Genomic DNA, 19,264 nt, shown 5'->3' with positions numbered 1-19,264 from the left:
ATGTCTCGCTGAACAGCGAATTGAAACTGTATCGATTTCTTTTCCGTCGGCATCACGTGATCAAGAGCCATGTCTCGCTGAACAGCGAATTGAAACCCGAGTTGGCGCGCCAGATTTTCGAGTTGCTGCTGCAATCAAGAGCCATGTCTCGCTGAACAGCGAATTGAAACAGTCTGCGGGTCACTGACGTATTGCAGATTGATATCAAGAGCCATGTCTCGCTGAACAGCGAATTGAAACTTGAACACTTGTATGACACGAGCATCGATTTCTTCCCCGTCGATCAAGAGCCATGTCTCGCTGAACAGCGAATTGAAACGGTGTCACGGGTGATGGTGATCTTGTGTTTTCATCAAGAGCCATGTCTCGCTGAACAGCGAATTGAAACACAGTCACAGTGACATCCACCTTCAAGACCCCATCAAGAGCCATGTCTCGCTGAACAGCGAATTGAAACGTCCGAGAGGAAACGTACGACCTCTCTGTCTGGTATCAAGAGCCATGTCTCGCTGAACAGCGAATTGAAACAGTACCGCACCTGGTCTTCAATGCACTTGAGGAGTGATCAAGAACCATGTCTCGCTGAACAGCGAATTGAAACGCGCTCCGTAGACGAATCCTGAAAGCAGTGCGAGATCAAGAGCCATGTCTCGCTGAACAGCGAATCGAAACAGCTTGCTCGGTGGAGTAACCCGTGAGTTGGCCCACGAACTAAATATTTATGTCCTGTTCAATCGAGAGTCGAGACAAGAACAATACTTGAATACCTCCGTCGTCATCGAGTTTCAGGTAATATTCTTTGGGACGCGAAATTGGGTTGCACTTGTTGACGACGGCGATGGTCCACGGACCGTGACGGTGGCGTGCGAGTAGTGCCCCCATAGAGTGGTGTAGCACCGGCGTGCGGGATCGCGTTCGACCTCGCTGCCGCGGTCGCGTCCGGTGGCCAGCGCCTGGCCGACATCAATCGTGCCCCGACCGATCCGGGAGTGTTCGGGCCGGTAGCCTCGGACCCAACGGTGTCGCGGCTGGTCTCGACGCCGGCCGCCGATACACCCGCAGCACTGTCGGCGATCACCACCGCACGGTCCGCGGACCGCGCACGGTGCTGAATCCGGGCCGGCGCCAAGGTGCCCGAGCACGCCCGAGACGCACGTCATCGGCCGATCGTCAATCTCGACGCTACCCTGATGACCGCGCACTCCGACAAAGAGCAGGTAACCCCGAACCGGACGATGGACTTCGGGTTCAACGACGACCGCAAAACACATGGCATAGTTCTCTGAATGACGACCGATGACACGCTGCTGATCCGGGCTTTTGATGCCGGTGACACATATATGTCGTTTCGGTGGCTGGACCAGCCCGATGCTCCGGTGGTACATCGGGTGACCGCGGATGCACGGGATCGGTGCCTGGCGATGCTGAATCGGGCGCTGATCGCCGAGACCGACGAGGCTGCCGGTGCGGAACCGGTACGGGCGGCGGTGTTGGGACTGTTCTCCCAGCTGGAAAGCGAATTGGCGCTTGCGACGGAACTGGGCAGTCTGCTGCTGCCGGGTGAGGTTCTCAGGAAGTTGCTTGCCAGGGCCGAGCATTGCCCGATTCGGGCTCGGATCATTCCGAGCAAGCTGCTGGCACGGGTGCCGTTCGAACTTCTCGCGGTCGACGGTGATCGGCGCCTCATCGAAGTCGCCGACCTGTGTTACGAGCCGCCGGCGGCTATCCATGTCCGGCGGGCGCGGATTCCCGAGCCGTGGCAGGCGGAATCGACCGGACGCCCCGTCCTGTACGTCATCGACCCGCATGTGAATGAGGCTTCCGGGCTACAGAGAATTCTGTCTCACGACGAATTCCAAGGTTCGGTAACAAACACCGATCTATTCGTCCGCAGGATGGCTAATCGTGCAACCACCAGGCATTCTGGCGTCGGCGAGGTGATCAGCCGGCGAGATCTGAGTTCGGCCCTGCAATCGGGTCCCCGGCGGTTCGTGTACTTCGGGCATGCGTCATCGACCATCGATGAACCGGGGTCGGCGTCACTTCATCTGTCCGACGATGCCGCCGAATGGGGACTGGCCGAAGTGGTCAACCAGGCCCACCGCCCACTGTCGGCACTGGACCTGTTCCTGGGAACCGAGTACCCGCACCTCGGGCCACGCGGCGCGGCAACACTTCGCCACAAGGCACGTGGTCATCAGTTGTGGCCGATGCCGGCGCGGGTCGCACTCATCGCTTGCGAAAGTGGCGTCGACTTCCGTAGTTCGGAGACGTTCGGCCTGGTCACGGCCATGTTCCATGCGGGTGCGCAGGTGGTTACCTCCACTCGGTGGGTGCTGCCGTCCGACGCCGCGTTCACGATGTACGCCGGCATCACCGACATCCCCGGACCTACTACGGAATTGGCGCTCGCGGTCGACGAAACACATGAGCAGGACGATCCGGTGCGCGCCCTTGCCGAGTGGCAGCGGCACAAACTACGGATTTGGCAATCGGATCCGGGTCCGGCCACCTCACCGCTGACGTGGGCCACCATCGTCTGCAACGTGTGCGAACCCCGTAGGGTGCGACCATCGCGGCAGATCACCCGTGATCGGATCGACATGGTCGAGTCGTTGAGTTGGCCGATGACGAAACATCATCGCGCCGCCGCTGACGAGCGGTTCCCCGATGATGACAATGCGGAGGGTGACGCCGACATCGACGATTCGCCGCGCGCCGATGTCGACGACAGGTTCGCTCGCTGGGAACAGCGTTGGGATGAGCTCGACGCCCGATCCGAAGCCGCCAACGACAGTGGTGATCGGCAAGCGATCGGCTCGGCGTATGCCGTCCTCGCCGACCACCTCGTCGACGTCGGTGCCGCCGAGGACGTCATCGGTCTCCTGCTGATCGCGTACGACGCATATCACGGTGTCGACCGGGGCGCGGCAATTCGCTGCCTGATCGCGGCGGGACTCGTCGCCCTCGATGACGGCGAATACGACGAGGCACAAGACCTGTTCGAAGCCGCCAACGAAGAATCCACACAGTTTCAGGACAGCGCACTGATGGCCATCACCGGCAACTACCTCGGCGTGACCGCGATCCAGACCGGTGAATACCATGTGGCCGAATCGTCCCTACAGGCGGCGATGACGATACTTCTCCCAAATAATTCGAAGGATCTGACCGATCTGCTCGCCGATATCCGTATCAACCGTGCCAACGTAGACCGGTTGATCGGCCGCCGGGGCCGTGCCGAACTCCATCTACGCACCGAACTCGAACAGGTACCACCAGAAACCCTGGTGGCCGCTAAATGCGCTGCATCCCTGGGGTTTCTGTACGCAGACAACGTACAATACGCCGATGCCCTAGCACTACTGGAGGAGGCCCGATCGGCTTTCGAGAATCTGGGCGCTGCCGACGACGCGACCGACTGCGAGATCGTCCCCGCCCACGTGCGGGCGCTGAACGATGACATCGACGGAGCCATCCGAAGCACACTGGACCTGCGCGAACTACTTGTCGCCGACGACCGACCAGACAAGGTCGCCTACTGCGACTACAACCTGGCGAACCTGTACGGACTCTCACACAAGTTCACGGACGCCGACGATGCGTACGACAGAGCGCTACGCGGACTGGCAGACACCGGGCAACACCACCGGATCCCGTATCTGCTCCGGAATCGCAGTCAACGGCTTCTGCTGGAGGCCAAGACCCACCCACAGTATCAGAACGCATTGACGCAGGATGCGCTCGATATTTCCATCGTGGCATTAATAGTTCTGTCCCATAAGCGCTTTCAGTTTCCCGATGCTCGCCGCCGCTCGGACTGGTCCGGCGCCTTCGCCGAACTGCTGACCACCATCTTCGAAATGGCGTTCGACTTCGGCGGTGACGACCTGGTCGCCGACCTCATCGAGTCCGGAATCAACGAGGGCGTGTACGGCCATACCCACGGTGTCCGCCCGAACGGACCGATTCAATACCCGATGGCCGCCGCACCGATCGTGCGGCGTGGTGGCCATCGGGACGTCGCAATCACGCTGGGCGCAGCCGCGGCCCTGCTCACCAGTGCCGCGCTGCCGCTCACCTCACCCCCCCCCCCGCACTCATCGCCGACACCGACCGCATCCTGTTCCGCCACCACCGCGCCCACGCGGCGATCACCGACCCCGATCTGACCGATATTCTCGCCAACAGCCCCGAGGTCCCGCTGTGGTAGGTCCCACTGTGGTGAGCACTCAGATCCTCGTACCCGATCGCTGTTCGCGCACACTTGTGAGGAAACGGATATTCCGGTGAACGGTTGACGCCGACGATTCAGCCAAACGGCCGCTCTCATCGCGCACCGTGAGCCAGTACCATCCGGATGAGCGCACTCACCACCAGGAGGACACCAGTGGAACGCCTCACCCCGCCGGTGATCCCCGCACCCGGTCAGGTGCCGCCGTCGATCGACTCGTTCACCATCCCACCGGAAGGCATCCGGCGCAACGCACTGCTCGACCAATGGCGTGAACGAATGATGACACCCAGGCCTGAGAAGAAGCTGCTGGACAACGAACTCCATTCATGGTCGAGCCAGCTCGGCTACCTGGACTGGGTTGTCCGTGAATACCACAGTGGCGCAATGATGATGAGGTCATCGCAAGTCGACCTCGCCGACCCCACCGAAATTGAGCACGTATTGACCGCACTCACACGGCTCATCGAACCACTCAGCCGCTACTCGGGCGGCTGGAGTGCTGCGGTTGCCGCGGTCCGCCCGCCCCGTGCCGCCAAAGACCTGTACACCTCCATCCGCGAGGGTGCCCGTAGAGCCCCTAGAGAGGTCCGGTTGTCGATCATCACCGACGGCGATGTGCTCGGTGACGCCGAGAGCGCGCGGGCCTTTGTCCAGGACCAAAGCCGGCGACATGCCAAGGACACCCGGGTCGCACTCGAAACCTACCTCGGCCACGTCCGGAAGTTGCTGCACAGCCGGAACCTGACGACCAAGGAGACCGACGAACTCGCCATCTGCGACGGCAAAGTACGGCATTGTGCTGCCCGACGTCCGCTCCGACAGCACACTCGCGGAATTGGACAGATACGCCCAAGGTGTCCTTGATGAGGTTCTCTCGGATACGGGCAGCCGGCTGCCACTCTCGGCGGCGGGTCGTCGGTAATCGGCCAGCTCAACGATCTGGGCGCATTCCTTCCCCGGACGCTCCGTTTCACCAAACCCGACATGCCCGACCTGGTGATCACCGCAACAGAGGGCGCGATCTCGCTGCGAGGGCCGTTGCGCGAGGACGTCATCCCCGACACAATCGAAATACAGGAAACGCTTGCCGTCGCCGCCGATGCGTCGACCGGAACAATCCTTGCCGTCTCACCATGCACAGTCTCCAGTGACGTGATCAGCGCTGAACTGTACCCCGGAACCAACGATCCGGCGGAACTTCGGTTCGCATTGATCTCCGCTGACACGCCACTGGAGGCGCTGAGACTCGACTGGCTGGGCGTGGGGCTCACCCTCGTCGACCGCTACTGCCGATACGCCTGGTCACTATACCGCGAATCGGGAGCGCTGCTCGCCAGCGCCGCCCTCACCGACGACGAAGCCGAATTGGCGTGGCGGCAAGCACAATCCCATACAACTCGGACCAGGACGATCGCGGCCGCCAGGGTGGCAGTGGGCCAGCCGCGAATGCTGGGTGAACGTACCGACGGCACCGACGAGGCTCTCGTCCGCTACAGTGACGCCGTCGGAGAGTTTTCGCGGATTCCGCTGGAAGCACCCGAAACCGGTGGGCCCTCGGGTCCTACCCTGACCGAGTTGCTCGCTACCGGGATGAGTTGACCGCCCAAAAAGCCGTGGTGGCAACCCGGGTACGGCAATCGCCGATCTGAGTCGTCACCAGTGACGCGCGTCTACCGTTCCGAGGCTGTCCGCACCACCACGGCGTTGAAGATGGGCAGATTTGCCAGAGTGGTGGCGTCGATCTCCCTTCCCATCGCGGTGGCCTGTTCGTCGGAGTGGCGGCCGCCGACCCGGAACATGACGGTGGTGCCGACGTTGCCCGACAAGCCGTTGCGGATGCCGGTGTCGAGTTGGTCGCGGTACTGGTGTGCGACAGTCACCGACAAGCCGAACTTCCGTCCCTCCGAAAGCATGTTCACCAGCGATCCGGCCATCACCTCGTGTGCCTCGTCGACGATAACGTGGAATCGGCGGTCAGTGCTGCGGTTCATCGCCGCCACCCAGAAGCGGTTGAGCAGCAGGTAGCCGAGCAACCGCGCAGCGGTCGAACCGATCTGGCCTTTCGCCAGATCCACGAGGATGAGCCGGCCGTCGTCCATCGCGCCGACCGGGTCGTAGGCGTCCGCGCCGGATCCGAGGATCGCCCGCAATGCCGGTGACGCCGAGAACCGTTCGAACTTACAAGTCGTCCAGGAGACGAGATCGGCATACTCGCTCGACTTCATGTTCCGTACATCGTTGTCCCACCACTGCTTGACCCGCGGATCGGTCAGCTCCTTGCGCAGTGCCATGCGCATACCCTTGTGGCCCAGGATGGTCGGTACATCCAGCAGGCTGGACCGGCTACCTCGCAAACTCGCCAGACCACGCAACGCGTATCCGAGACGTTCTTCGAATCGGGGCCCGACGATACCGGTACGGCCCGGGTCGTACAGTTCGTAGAACATCTCGCACATGTCGGAAATAGCGGTATCTAGCTGCGTATCGCTGCCTACGGCAAGGGGATTGAGTGGAACCACATGCTCCAGGTCGTCGGCGCGGATCACCTGAACACGGTCCGCCGCACATTCGGGCAACTCGTCGACGATCCGGTCGACGAGGGTGCCATGCGGGTCGAGCACCAATGCACCGTGGCCGCTGTGGGCGAGCTGATGCACCATATCGGCCAGCAGGGTGCTCTTGCCCGTTCCCGTGGCACCGACGACATGCACGTGCCTGCGCAGTTCCTCATCCTCCAGCGCCGCATCGACCGTTTCGTGTGCGTCGGTCCGGGCATCGCCGATCCGCACGGCATCCCCTCCGGCATGCCGCGCCCCGAACGCCCCGAACGTCATCGACACCGGGAGTGGCGCCGGAGAACCAGACAGAAACCCCACCGGCAGAACATCGTTGACCGGTAGCGGGAGGAGCAGCGCCAATTGGGTGTCCGCTGCTACGCAACGCAGCTCAGCCACGTCGCCGGCCGCCGCGACCGCCCGCAAACCGGGAAACCAATTCTCGACGGCGGCCCGCACGCCCAGTGGCGGACCCGAGACGCCGGCGAGGGTAATTGTCACCCGAAAGGTGTCCGCCTGCGCACCCGCGCGCACCGTCACATCGATGCGCCCGTCCGGCCACGAGGACAACGTCCGCCACAGCCGGTGGTAGTCATCGTGTGCTACAGCGCTTTCCGGCGTCCACTCGTAGGCGCGGACGGCAGCTTCCCCGGTTCCACCGTTTTCTCCGGTGATGAAACCGAAACGGCTTGCCTCCGGCCGCAGGATCCACCGGCGCTCGGCCGGCCGGGTCCCGGCAGGAACATCCGGCCACGACGACATCGTCTCCACATACGGAGCCAGCACGGCCGCCATCTCGTCGAGAAGCTCACCGGACCCGTCGGGACCGGTGACGTACGCCCGTACCGTCGTGGTCGGTGATGCGGGACCGCCACCGGCACCCCGTCCCACCGACAGGTGCAGCACGGCTTCGGGCACCATGCCGATCATCGAGGTGATCGAATCGAGCACGTCGGACCGGACCCTCGTGCCGGTGGCCGGGCGCACGCCCACGATCAGCAGGTCTCCGCGTTCGGCGGTCTCGTGATCGGTGACAACGTCGACCGTGTTGAGATTCTGCCTTCTCATACATGTCCTTTCTCGCTGTGTACCCATAGATCCGTTTCCCCAGCAACAGAAGAGCGGTTCGCCGACCGCCTCGCCACCACCTTCGGCATGGCCCACCGGTTCGGGAGGCACGACCCGGCGGCCGAACTCATCAGATCCGGTGTCAACGCGGCCGTACACGGCGGTCACGCCGATAGATCCTCCAGTTCTCTTGTACCGTTAGATAATTCGGCACCATTGCGCCTCAGCTCGAAACACACGACGACGAAGACTCCACCCCGACGCTCCAGTTCGCCGTACGTCGGCCTCTCAATCTCGAGAACGTCCTCATCGCTGAACGCTCGCGGCAGCCGTTCTGGCAGCATACCGACCAACGAGATCGGCGAATCGTTCGTCGCATCTGAGATTCCGGTGCGGCCCTCGGTCGGCTGAACAGCGGGCCGAAATCGAGGGCGAAGTCAGCAGAACTCGTGGTCACCGTATCGCTACGAGATTCGCCCAAAAGGGCGACATGACGCAGCCTCGTCCCCGGCTACCGTGAACACGAACAGCCGAGGGGTCGAATATTGGGGTGGCGAGGACAAACGATGTGTGCCTGTGAACGGTGCTCGGAGCCGCTGGTCCCGTGCCCGGACTGTGCCGGTCAAGCCGGCGGTTACAGCATCGCCGGTCTGCTCACCTGCCGGCGATGCCGCAACAGCGGACGGTTGTGCCCCATTCACGAGGCACGGTGGCGATCGCCCGGGGCAGTCCTGTCATCGCCCGAGATTATCGCGGTCGAGCCAGCCGTCGGCGATCAGCTCGATGAGCAGCTGTGACTTGTTGTTCACCGTTCGCCCCGCGTTGCCGTATCGGGTGACGACACGGCGGAAATGAGTGCGGACCGTGCTCTCGGAGATGAAGTGATGCCGTGCTGTCTCATACACGGTCGCTCCCAAAACGTATGTCGACAACACGTCCCGTTCCCGCTCGCTGAGGTGGACCTTGACATGATTCGACGTGGAATGCGTGCATGCATCGCCGAGAACGGCGCGCAACTGTAGCGCCGACGCGGCCGCGTCGGGCAGAACGACGGCATCGAACGCTTCCCCGGCACCGACACCGATACCGATGAGCAGCGCACCCGGGGCCGCGGCCCGTGCCCGATGCAGGCGAAGCGTGCTGCGCGCGACGACCGCGCGGGTTTCGGACAATGCTCTCCCCCCGGTGTGGAAGGTGTCGAGGTCAACCGTGGCGCAGCCATGACCGAATCCCCGGATCAGAGCGACCAGGGCGATGTCGGCGAGATCATGTTCGGCGACCACCGCCACGTCGCAGCCGGTGGGCAACGGATGTACAGGGATCTGAAGATCCATATTGATGTCTGTCGTCATATTGGTCTCCTTCGCGATAGGACACCGCGGTACTGGTGTCATCGCCACGCCTGACCCGCCCGCCGGACGCCGTGGCCCACTTCTGGTGTTCTAGATTCATCTGATCGGGAACCAAATACAGCCATCTGAACGACACGCATCACGACGCTCAGCGTGTACAGCCGCCTCCTCCGGTGACTTTTGTCTCTGATCACGCATCAGAATCGGGTTGTCGGGCATGATTACGCATATGCCATCGGGATTGCGCATCCTCATCGCCTCACCTCTCGGCGACGTCATCGCCGCCCCCCTGAACGCCGTCTTCGATGGCGCGAGCATCACCGTCGCCCGCGACGAGACCGAATTCCGGACGAGCATCGCCGCGCGGGTCCGGTTCGACGTCGTCTCCGCCGATCTCGTCTTCAATCGCGCCGAACTCGAGTGGACCTTCGACGGACTCGACGTGATCGACGGCCTCCGGGATGCCAATCGTCTCGCCCCGGTGTTGCTGGCTACCCAAGGACATTCGATGGAAGAGGACCACCTCGCCGAAGCACGGCTCCGTGATGACGTGTCGGGAGTCGTCGCCAAAGCGGACGGATTCGCCACGTTCGCCGACTCGCTACAAGCCGTGGCTCTCGGACGGACGATCGGCAAACAGACCCCGGCACCCGTCCGACCATCACTGTTCGAGTTGTTCGAGGGCCGCAGAGGCACGACGACGGCCCGGTTGGCAGGCGCCATCGCCTCGGGCCACGCCTCCGACAACGCCACACTCGCCGCGATGGCCAAGGTGTCCACCAACACCGCCAACAAGGTCGCCACCACCTACATCGGTCCGCTCATGCGGGCCCGAAACGAGCACGACGATCGACTTCCGCTGACCCAGCCCTCGGTGTACCGCTGGTGCGGTATGCACGCGCGGTACATCGTGAGCTGGTGCCGGCGACACGGTCACTCGGACGTTCTTGCGCCACCCGTGGATTAGGGGATCAGAGGTCATCGATGGTGATCCGATGCCGCCCCGACGGCACCTCGGCATCGCACAGGATGCGGCGGGCGGTGGCCGCGCCGACAGCACCGGCAAGCGTCGACGCGGTACCCAGTTGCGGCCACGACGGGATCGTTCTACCCACCTGACCGAGTGCGACCGACATCCGCGGACTGATGTCACCGCCGACGATGGCCCCGGCAATCCGTACGCGCTGATCCGGATCTCGCAGGGCCGCCGGATCCAGATCGGTGGTATCGCCGGCCCGGCCATGGAACAGCGGATAGCCCGGGTCCAGATCGTAGCGTTCTACATCGACGATCACGTTGTCGCCATCATCTGTCACCATCACCACCGGGATGCCGCGAGCCCTTGCCTGGCGACGAATCTCGACCTTCATCGCCAGATCATCGACTTCCTCGAGCACGATATCGACGGGCCGTTGTCCATCTCCGCCGAGGAATGCCCCGATATTGCCGACCGTGACTCCGTCGCCGAAGGCGGTGACATCGGCGTACGGGTCCGTCTCCAGAAGACGACGCGCCGCGAGCGTCGCCTTGGGCACCCCCAGATCGCACACCGATCCGGCGAGCCGGTTCAGGTTGGTGGGCCCGAGCGTGTCCGAATCGGCGATCCGGAGCGTACGTGCACCGGTCATGGCACATGCGTGCAAGACCGATGCCCCCACGCTCAGCCCGGCGACTGCGACCACCGCGTCACGCCATCGCCGCTGCTCGTCATCGGTGATCAGATACCGGTTCCGTGCCGTGCGCAACCTGTAGAAGGTCTCCGCATCGGGTAACCGCACCAGCGTCTTTCGCCACGGGTACGCGACGTATCGGGTGATCAGATCGGGGTCGCCGATGTCCGGGTATCGGCTCACCGTGTCATATGTGCCCAGTTCGATGAGTTCGTCACGGGCTGCCTCCCAAGGATCGACGACGTCGTAACGTGACGCGAGTTCGGCGATGCGGATCTTGTCGTCAACGGGATGAAGAATCTCTATCATGCTGTCTTCCTTGAATTCTGACTGGTTCAATGCGCAACTTCAGCCGACCGGGCGGGCATAGTCGTTCTTGGGCCCGCCCGGCAGGAACGGACCGGTCCCGTAGGTGTAGAACCTGATCTGTGGCGTGGTTCGCTCTCCGTAGTGGCTTCGCAGCGCCCGGAATTCGTTGTTGTTACGGGTAAGGGCGGCCACGCACTCGGCTATCAACGCCTGGTCGAGAGTGTCGGAGTAGTCGCTCGATTCTCCGAGTTCCACTGCGATGACAAGGATCTGGTTCAGATCGCCGTCCTCGGCGGGGTCCATGACGAACCGTCCGGTGACGTGATCGACAACCTCATCGGCGTCGAACGCCTCATGCAGATCGCCGGGATAGATGTTGAGTCCGTAGAAGGACGCCGCGACATCCGGGCGGCCCGCCAGGACCAGAAAACCGGCCGCCGGATCGATCCACTCGCCCAGATCCTCGTGTCCGCAGGCATCGACGATCCGGCGAAGATCCAACCCCGACAGCACGTTGCCCTTGTCGTTGATCCGGTACCGGATCAACGGCAGCGACGAATCTATGGTGAACAACAGGAATCCTTCGTCGTCGGTTTCGGTGAACCGGCTCTGCGGATCGAACTCGACGAATGTCGGCTGCCGGGTGGCGTTCTCCCCGAACAACTGTGCGTTCAGCACCGGGTCGACGGTCGCGCGGCGGCGCAGCTGAGCGGTCAGCGGCGTCTCATGACCCATCACACCCGCCTCGGCGGTGCCGTAGATCAGGCAGACCCGCTCGGGTTGATCACTCCGACCGATCCGGCCCAGCACATGATCACGCCACGATTCGGTAATCGCCTCACCGGCGAGCAGTATCTTGATGTCCTGGGCGAGGGCATCCTGGCCGGACCGGTCGAGAACATCCTTGATCGAGGCCGGATAGCCGGCCAGCACGACCTGCTCGTATTGTGGCCCGAGTTCGGTGAGAATCCTTACCGCCGCGTCGACATCGATGCCGGGGGTGATCACCGACAGGCGATACCCGCGTTCCCGCAAACCCACCATGCCCTGATAGGTGTACGTGCCCCCGATCCAGGTGCCCATCGCGAAACAGACGACGACCAGCGTCGACCGCGTGTGTGCCGAGAAGCCGTCCCGGAAGATGCGTTCGTATGCGGACACGCAGTCACCGAGTGCGATCGTGTCGCGAGGGAAGAAGGTGGGCGAACCCGACGAACCCGAGGTCGAGGACCAGGTACCGGCCGCGCTCATGTCGCCGTACCACATCAGTTCGCCGGTCGGGTATCGGCGCAGGTAGTCCGTCTTGGTCATGGGCGGGAGCCCGGCGAATCCGCCCGGTCCGTCAATCGAGGCCGTGAGGTAGCCGTTCACCCGCAGATGGGCTGCGTAGGCGGGGACGTTCCTCATCGCACGGTTGGCGATGTCTATGGCGCGGTCGAGACCTGCCCGTACCGCCGGCATCTGGGTCATCTGCTGCTCCTTCAGTTCGATGGTCACAACCCTTCAGCCGTTTCCCCACCCGGCGGGTGAGTAGCAGGCCACGCACGCCCGGCCGGCCGGCCGTGGCAGAGTGAACGACATGCTGCTGCCCTACCTGAACCCCGCCGCACCCGACGCCCCCGACACCCTGCGCATCGGCGGCGACAGCCTCTCGCGGGAGGACCTGTCAGGTGTGGCGACGGCCGTCGCCGAACGGATCGCCGGGGCCCATACGGTCGCTGTACTCGCCCGGCCGACGACCGAGACGGTGCTGGCCGTGCTGGGCGGGTTGATCGCCGGGGTCACCGTGGTGCCGGTGCCACCGGATTCGGGGCCGCGCGAGGTCGCGCACATTCTTGGCGATTCGGGCGCCCAGGGCTGGCTCGGCGCGGCGCCTGATTCCCCGACACTGCCGGTCGTGCCGGTACGCCGCTACGCCAAATCGTGGCATCGGCACCCGGAGCCGCCCGCCGACTCCACCGCTCTCATCCTGTACACCTCGGGCACCACCGGACTGCCCAAGGGTGTGCCCATCACCCGCCGGGCAATCGCCGCAGGCCTGGATGCCCTCGCCGATGCCTGGCAGTGGACCGGTGACGACGTTCTGGCGCACGGGCTTCCGCTGTTCCATGTGCACGGGCTGATCCTGGGGATCCTGGGCCCGCTCCGGCGGGGCGGGTCGGTGATCCACACCGGCTCACCCACACCCTCCCTCTACGCCGCCGCGGCCGACGCCGGTGCGTCGATCTTCTTCGGGGTACCCACGGTGTGGTCGCGTATCGCCGATGATGCCGCCGCGGCGCAGGCATTGTCGTCGGCGCGGCTGCTCGTCTCCGGCAGTGCCCCCCTGCCGGTACCCACCTTCGACGCCATCCGGTCACTGACCGGACACCAGTTGGTGGAACGCTATGGGATGACCGAAACGTTGATCACCGTGAGCACCCGCGCCGACGGCGAACGACGGCCCGGCTGGGTGGGGCAGCCGCTGGCCGGTGTCGAAACCCGTCTGCGCGAAGGCGACACCGATCTGCCCCACGACGGCGAGTCGGTCGGTGATCTGCTCGTACGTGGGCCGATGGTGGGCACCGGATACCTGAACCGGCCCGAGGCGACCACCGAATCATGGATCGGGGACGGCTGGTTCGCCACCGGCGATGTGGCCGTTATCGACCCGGCCGGCATGCACCGGATCGTCGGACGCCGCTCCACCGACCTCATCAAATCCGGGGGCTTCCGCATCGGGGCCGGCGAGATCGAAACCGTCCTCCTCGGCCATGATTCGGTACGGGAGGTCGCGGTGATCGGTGTTCCCGACGACGACCTCGGCCAACGGATCGTCGCCTACGTCGTCGGCGAGCCCGTCGAGGAGGCCGTACTCATCGACCTGGTGGCATCCGAACTGTCACACCACAAGCGGCCCAGAGAAATCCGGTACATGGACGCACTCCCGCGCAACGCAATGGGCAAGGTGCAGAAGAAGCTGCTGGAGTAGCCCCTCCCTTCGCCGGTTGAGGTGCGGGGTCGCCCGGCGACCGAGCCTCGAAACCTCGTGAGAGGTCAATGCCATCTTGCGAGGTTTCGAGGCTCGTCGCTTACGCTCCTCACACCTCAACCGGCGAAGGGGTGACAACCGGTGAGGGGACGCGGCGAGTCAGAACTTGCCGTCGAGGAACTCGGCGTAGGCCGGTAGATCGAGTTGGCCGTGGCCGGACAGTCCGATCACCACGACCTCTTCCTTGTCGCTGTTCGCGACATGTCTGGCGCAGGCGGCGATGGCGTGCGTCGACTCCGGTGCCGGGACGATTCCCTGGGTGCGGGCGAACTGCACACCGGCGCTGAACGCGTCGTGCTGGCTGATCGCCACCCCCCGCACCAGGCCGAGTTCGACGGTGTGGCTGAGTGCCGGTGCCATGCCGTGATAGCGCAGGCCACCGGCGTGGATCGGGTCGGGAACAAAGTCCATTCCGAGCGTGTGCATCTTGAGCAGCGGGGTGAGTCCGGCCACGTCACCGTGGTCATAACGGTATTCGCCTTCGGTGATCGACGGGCACGCCGACGGTTCGGCGGCGATGATCGTCGGGTCGCTGCGGCCGTGGATCTTCTCCCGCAGGAACGGGAATGACAACCCGGCCAGGTTGGAACCACCACCGGCGCAACCGAACACCACGTCGGCGCCGGCCTCCACCGCGGCGAGTTGGGCGACCGCCTCCTGACCGATCACACTCTGGTGCAGCACAACATGATTGAGCACACTGCCCAGCGCGTACCGAGTATCGGGATTCTGCGCGGCGACCTCGACCGCCTCACTGACGGCCATGCCGAGCGAGCCGGTGGTGTTGGGGTCCTTCGCGAGCATCGCCCGGCCGGATTCGGTGAGATCGGAGGGGCTCGGGTGCAGGGTTCCGCCGTAGGTGCGGATCAGGAACCCGCGGTACGGCTTCGAATCGTATGATGCCCGGACCTGCCACACCTCGATGTCGATGCCGAACTGGGCCCCCGCGAATGCCAGCGCACTACCCCACTGTCCGGCACCGGTTTCCGTCGTGAGCCGCTTCACCCCGTCGATGCTGTTGTAATAGGCCTGCGCCACAGCCGAATTGGTCTTGTGGCTACCCACCGGGCTGACCCCCTCGTACTTGACGTAGATCCGCGCCTTGGTGTTGAGAGACTCCTCGAACCTCCGCGCCCGGATCAGCGGCGACGGACGCCACATCGTGTAGATCTCCCGCACCGGCTCGGGGATCTCGATGTACGGATCGGCGGACACCTCCTGCGCGATCAGGCCGGCCGGGAACAACGCGGCCAGATCGTCGGGGCCGACCGGTTCCCTGGTACCCGGATGCAGATGCGGCGGAATCGGCTCGTCGAGTTCGGCAGCCAGGTTGTACCAGTGAGTCGGCACCTGGGAGGGGATCAGATCGGGGGTGGTGGCGTGGTCGTGCACAGTCATGTCCTCACCATAGTGTGACGTGCGCCTCGATGCGCGAGTGGTTGCGTTCAGTCCGGCAGTATCGGGGCATCGTCGCCGTGCTGTCCGTTGCCGCGGCCTGCCGCCGATGTCCTCGGGTTCGTCGATCTTCCGCAGACCCGCCGACGTCGAAAGGCGCCTTTTCAACGGAGATGCCCTCCACATGCATTGAGGCACATGCATTGAGGCCCCAACACGAGTGTGTTGGGGCCTCAATGGGGTGTGATTGCGGCGGTGTCCTACTCTCCCACACTGGTTAGGGTGCAGTACCATCGGCGCTGGTGGGCTTAGCTTCCGGGTTCGGAATGGGTCCGGGCGTTTCCCCACCGCTATAGCCGCCGCAAAATTTGTGAAATTGTCACACACACACTTGTGTGTGTTGTGTGTTGTTTCAGAGGTGCATAGTGGATGCGTTACATGGTCATTATGGCCCACACTGTGTGTGGGTGTTGTTGTAAGTCCTCGGCCGATTAGTACCAGTCACCTGAACACATTACTGTGCTTACAGTTCTGGCCTATCAACCCCATGGTCTGTGGGGGGCCTTAACCCCTCTAAGGGGGTGAGAAACCTCATCTTGGAACAGGCTTCCCGCTTAGATGCTTTCAGCGGTTATCCCTTCCGAACGTAGCTAACCAGCAGTGCTCCTGGCGGAACAACTGGCACACCAGAGGTTCGTCCGTCCCGGTCCTCTCGTACTAGGGACAGGTTTCCTCAAGTTTCTAACGCGCGCGGCGGATAGAGACCGAACTGTCTCACGACGTTCTAAACCCAGCTCGCGTGCCGCTTTAATGGGCGAACAGCCCAACCCTTGGGACCTACTCCAGCCCCAGGATGCGACGAGCCGACATCGAGGTGCCAAACCATCCCGTCGATATGGACTCTTGGGGAAGATCAGCCTGTTATCCCCGGGGTACCTTTTATCCGTTGAGCGACACCACTTCCACTCGTAGGTGCCGGATCACTAGTCCCGACTTTCGTCCCTGCTCGACATGTACGTCTCACAGTCAAGCTCCCTTGTGCACTTACACTCAACACCTGATTGCCAACCAGGCTGAGGGAACCTTTGGGCGCCTCCGTTACATTTTGGGAGGCAACCGCCCCAGTTAAACTACCCACCAGGCACTGTCCCTGAACCCGATCAGGGTCCGAGGTTAGAAGTCCAATACGATCAGAGTGGTATTTCAACAACGACTCCACGACCACTGGCGTGACCGCTTCACAGTCTCCCACCTATCCTACACAAACCGAACCGAACACCAATACCAAGCTATAGTGAAGGTCCCGGGGTCTTTTCGTCCTGCCGCGCGTAACGAGCATCTTTACTCGTACTGCAATTTCGCCGAGTCTGTGGTTGAGACAGCAGAGAAGTCGTTACGCCATTCGTGCAGGTCGGAACTTACCCGACAAGGAATTTCGCTACCTTAGGATGGTTATAGTTACCACCGCCGTTTACTGGGGCTTAAATTCTCAGCTTCGCACCCACAAGGGGCACTAACCGGTCCTCTTAACCTTCCAGCACCGGGCAGGCGTCAGTCCGTATACATCGTCTTACGACTTCGCACGGACCTGTGTTTTTAATAAACAGTCGCTTCTCTCTGGTCTCTGCGACCACCACCAGCTCCCACCGAACAGTGTTCACCAGCAGTGGTCCCCCTTCTCCCGAAGTTACGGGGGTATTTTGCCGAGTTCCTTAACCACAGTTCACTCGATCGCCTTAGTATTCTCTACCTGACCACCTGTGTTGGTTTGGGGTACGGGCCATGTACCAACTCACTAGAGGCTTTTCTCGGCAGCATAGGATCATGGAATTCGCCTCACCGGCTACGCATCACCTCTCAGGCACACAAGACACGGATTTGCCTATGTCTCGCCCTACAGGCTTACACCAGTACAACCACTCACTGGCCCCACTACCTTCCTGCGTCACCCCATCGCTTAACTACTACAACCAAGGTCGTGCGCAGCACCCGCCAGCCACCCGAAGGCGGTCTCTTGGGATTTGGGCACTTAGTACAATTGCCTCGCTATTGGGCGCGGATACACGGGTACGGGAATATCAACCCGTTGTCCATCGACTACGCCTGTCGGCCTCGCCTTAGGTCCCGACTCACCCTGGGCGGATTAACCTGCCCCAGGAACCCTTGGTCATCCGGCGGACAAGTTTCTCACTTGTCTTTCGCTACTCATGCCTGCATTCTCACTCCCACACCCTCCACACCTGGATCACTCCGGCGCTTCCACGGATGCAGGACGCTCCCCTACCCACCCACACCACTACACACACCCCCGCAAGGATGTGCCGATGACTTGTGTGAGTGCCGCGGCTTCGGCGGTGTACTTGAGCCCCGCTACATTGTCGGCGCAGGATCACTTGACCAGTGAGCTATTACGCACTCTTTCAAGGGTGGCTGCTTCTAAGCCAACCTCCTGGTTGTCTTCGCGACCCCACATCCTTTTCCACTTAGTACACGCTTAGGGGCCTTAGCCGGCGATCTGGGCTGTTTCCCTCTCGACTACGAACCTTATCGCCCGCAGTCTCACTGCCACACTCTCACTTACCGGCATTCGGAGTTTGGCTGACGTCAGTAACCTGATAGGGCCCATCGGCCATCCAGTAGCTCTACCTCCAGCAAGAAACATGTGACGCTGCACCTAAATGCATTTCGGGGAGAACCAGCTATCACGGAGTTTGATTGGCCTTTCACCCCTACCCACAGCTCATCCCCTCCATTTTCAACTGAAGTGGGTTCGGGCCTCCACAACATCTTACTGCTGCTTCACCCTGGCCATGGGTAGATCACTCCGCTTCGGGTCTAGACCCGGCGACTACAGTCACAAGACATAATGTCTCCGACATTGCGCCCTATTCAGACTCGCTTTCGCTACGGCTACCCCACACGGGTTAACCTTGCCACCGAGCACTAACTCGCAGGCTCATTCTTCAAAAGGCACGCCATCACCCACAGTCCACTCAAGAACTCACAGGCTTTGACGGATTGTAAGCGTCCGGTTTCAGGTACTATTTCACTCCCCTCCCGGGGTACTTTTCACCTTTCCCTCACGGTACTAGTCCGCTATCGGTCACCAGGAAGTATTCAGGCTTACCGGGTGGTCCCGGCAGATTCACAGCAGATTCCACGAGCCCGCTGCTACTTGGGCATCCATCACGCAAGACCACAGGCTTTCGACTACCGGACTCTCACCGTCTACGGCGGACCATTCCAGGCCACTTCACCTAACCCATGATTTTATCACTCACGCCCGGACAGGTAGATCCGGGAAGATGAACCCCACAACCCCACACACACAACCCCTACCCGGTTACACATGCGCATGGTTTAGCCTCATCCGCTTTCGCTCGCCACTACTCACGGAATCACACTTGTTTTCTCTTCCTATGGGTACTGAGATGTTTCACTTCCCCACGTTCCCTCCACACCCGCTATACATTCACGGGCGGGTAACACCACATAACTGGTGCTGAGTTTCCTCATTCGGACACCCTCGGATCACAGCTCGTTTGACAACTCCCCGAGGACTATCGCGGCCTACCACGTCCTTCATCGGCCCCTGGTGCCAAGGCATCCACCGAACGCCCTAAAACACTTACAACAACACCTACAAA

The 19,264-nt window shown here is 62.3% G+C and carries 10 protein-coding genes, 2 rRNA genes and 1 CRISPR repeat array (1 of these 13 only partly in view); of the genes, 5 read left to right on the top strand and 7 right to left on the bottom strand.

Annotation, left to right across the window (positions count from 1 at the left end; genetic code table 11):
- Positions 1 to 672: direct repeats of the CRISPR family, unit length 37 nt; unit sequence ATCAAGAGCCATGTCTCGCTGAACAGCGAATTGAAAC (it extends 85 nt beyond the left edge of the window).
- Between the two features lie 614 nt (positions 673 to 1,286).
- The 3 genes from GII31_RS00530 (at position 1,287) to GII31_RS00520 (ending at position 5,836) form a co-directional block, all read left to right on the top strand.
- The gene (locus GII31_RS00530; RefSeq protein WP_260840214.1) at positions 1,287 to 4,172 is read left to right on the top strand and encodes a CHAT domain-containing tetratricopeptide repeat protein; all 2,886 of its coding nucleotides are present in this window, start codon (positions 1,287 to 1,289) and stop codon (positions 4,170 to 4,172) included.
- Positions 4,173 to 4,360: 188 nt separating this feature from the next.
- Entirely contained in the window at positions 4,361 to 5,101 is a 741-nt protein-coding gene (locus GII31_RS00525; protein ID WP_260840213.1) for a hypothetical protein, read from the top strand.
- 120 nt (positions 5,102 to 5,221) lie between these two features.
- Complete coding sequence (locus GII31_RS00520; RefSeq protein ID WP_213245809.1) at positions 5,222 to 5,836, top strand: hypothetical protein; 615 nt, start codon at positions 5,222 to 5,224, stop codon at positions 5,834 to 5,836.
- Between the two features lie 71 nt (positions 5,837 to 5,907).
- Here the strand turns inward: GII31_RS00520 and GII31_RS00515 are convergent, their stop codons facing one another.
- Together GII31_RS00515 and GII31_RS00510 are read right to left on the bottom strand one after the other, a co-directional pair.
- Complete coding sequence (locus GII31_RS00515; RefSeq protein WP_246222034.1) at positions 5,908 to 7,860, bottom strand: type IV secretory system conjugative DNA transfer family protein; 1,953 nt, start codon at positions 7,858 to 7,860, stop codon at positions 5,908 to 5,910.
- 734 nt (positions 7,861 to 8,594) lie between these two features.
- Complete coding sequence (locus tag GII31_RS00510; protein WP_213245807.1) at positions 8,595 to 9,212, bottom strand: helix-turn-helix transcriptional regulator; 618 nt, start codon at positions 9,210 to 9,212, stop codon at positions 8,595 to 8,597.
- A 229-nt stretch (positions 9,213 to 9,441) separates the two neighbouring features.
- On the opposite strand from GII31_RS00510, the gene GII31_RS00505 reads away from it, so the two are divergent.
- Positions 9,442 to 10,179 carry an MSMEG_1198 family transcriptional regulator gene (locus tag GII31_RS00505; protein ID WP_213245805.1) on the top strand — a complete coding sequence of 246 codons (738 nt, stop codon included), beginning with the start codon at positions 9,442 to 9,444 and terminating at the stop codon, positions 10,177 to 10,179.
- A gap of 4 nt (positions 10,180 to 10,183) precedes the next feature.
- On the opposite strand, the gene GII31_RS00500 is transcribed toward GII31_RS00505, so the two are convergent.
- Together GII31_RS00500 and GII31_RS00495 are read right to left on the bottom strand one after the other, a co-directional pair.
- Positions 10,184 to 11,191 carry a ThiF family adenylyltransferase gene (locus GII31_RS00500; protein WP_213245803.1) on the bottom strand — a complete coding sequence of 336 codons (1,008 nt, stop codon included), beginning with the start codon at positions 11,189 to 11,191 and terminating at the stop codon, positions 10,184 to 10,186.
- Positions 11,192 to 11,230: 39 nt separating this feature from the next.
- The gene (locus GII31_RS00495) at positions 11,231 to 12,661 is read right to left on the bottom strand and encodes a phenylacetate--CoA ligase family protein (protein WP_246222033.1); all 1,431 of its coding nucleotides are present in this window, start codon (positions 12,659 to 12,661) and stop codon (positions 11,231 to 11,233) included.
- Between the two features lie 109 nt (positions 12,662 to 12,770).
- Here GII31_RS00495 and GII31_RS00490 point away from each other — a divergent pair, with 109 nt between their 5' ends.
- The gene (locus GII31_RS00490) at positions 12,771 to 14,162 is read left to right on the top strand and encodes an acyl-CoA synthetase (RefSeq protein ID WP_213245801.1); all 1,392 of its coding nucleotides are present in this window, start codon (positions 12,771 to 12,773) and stop codon (positions 14,160 to 14,162) included.
- A 159-nt stretch (positions 14,163 to 14,321) separates the two neighbouring features.
- Here the strand turns inward: GII31_RS00490 and GII31_RS00485 are convergent, their stop codons facing one another.
- From GII31_RS00485 to GII31_RS00475, 3 genes are all read right to left on the bottom strand, one after another.
- Positions 14,322 to 15,620, bottom strand: a complete 1,299-nt coding sequence (locus GII31_RS00485; RefSeq protein WP_213245799.1) for a TrpB-like pyridoxal phosphate-dependent enzyme — start codon at positions 15,618 to 15,620, stop codon at positions 14,322 to 14,324.
- A 244-nt stretch (positions 15,621 to 15,864) separates the two neighbouring features.
- Positions 15,865 to 15,981: ribosomal RNA gene (rrf, locus tag GII31_RS00480) — 5S ribosomal RNA — on the bottom strand.
- A gap of 107 nt (positions 15,982 to 16,088) precedes the next feature.
- Positions 16,089 to 19,251 (bottom strand): 23S ribosomal RNA (locus GII31_RS00475).
- Positions 19,252 to 19,264: the final 13 nt, after the last annotated feature.

Source organism: Gordonia pseudamarae (assembly GCF_025273675.1).
Classification (GTDB): domain Bacteria; phylum Actinomycetota; class Actinomycetes; order Mycobacteriales; family Mycobacteriaceae; genus Gordonia; species Gordonia pseudamarae.
The sequence above is the reverse complement of the archived record's forward strand: the minus strand, read 5'-3'. Positions and strand labels throughout refer to the sequence as shown.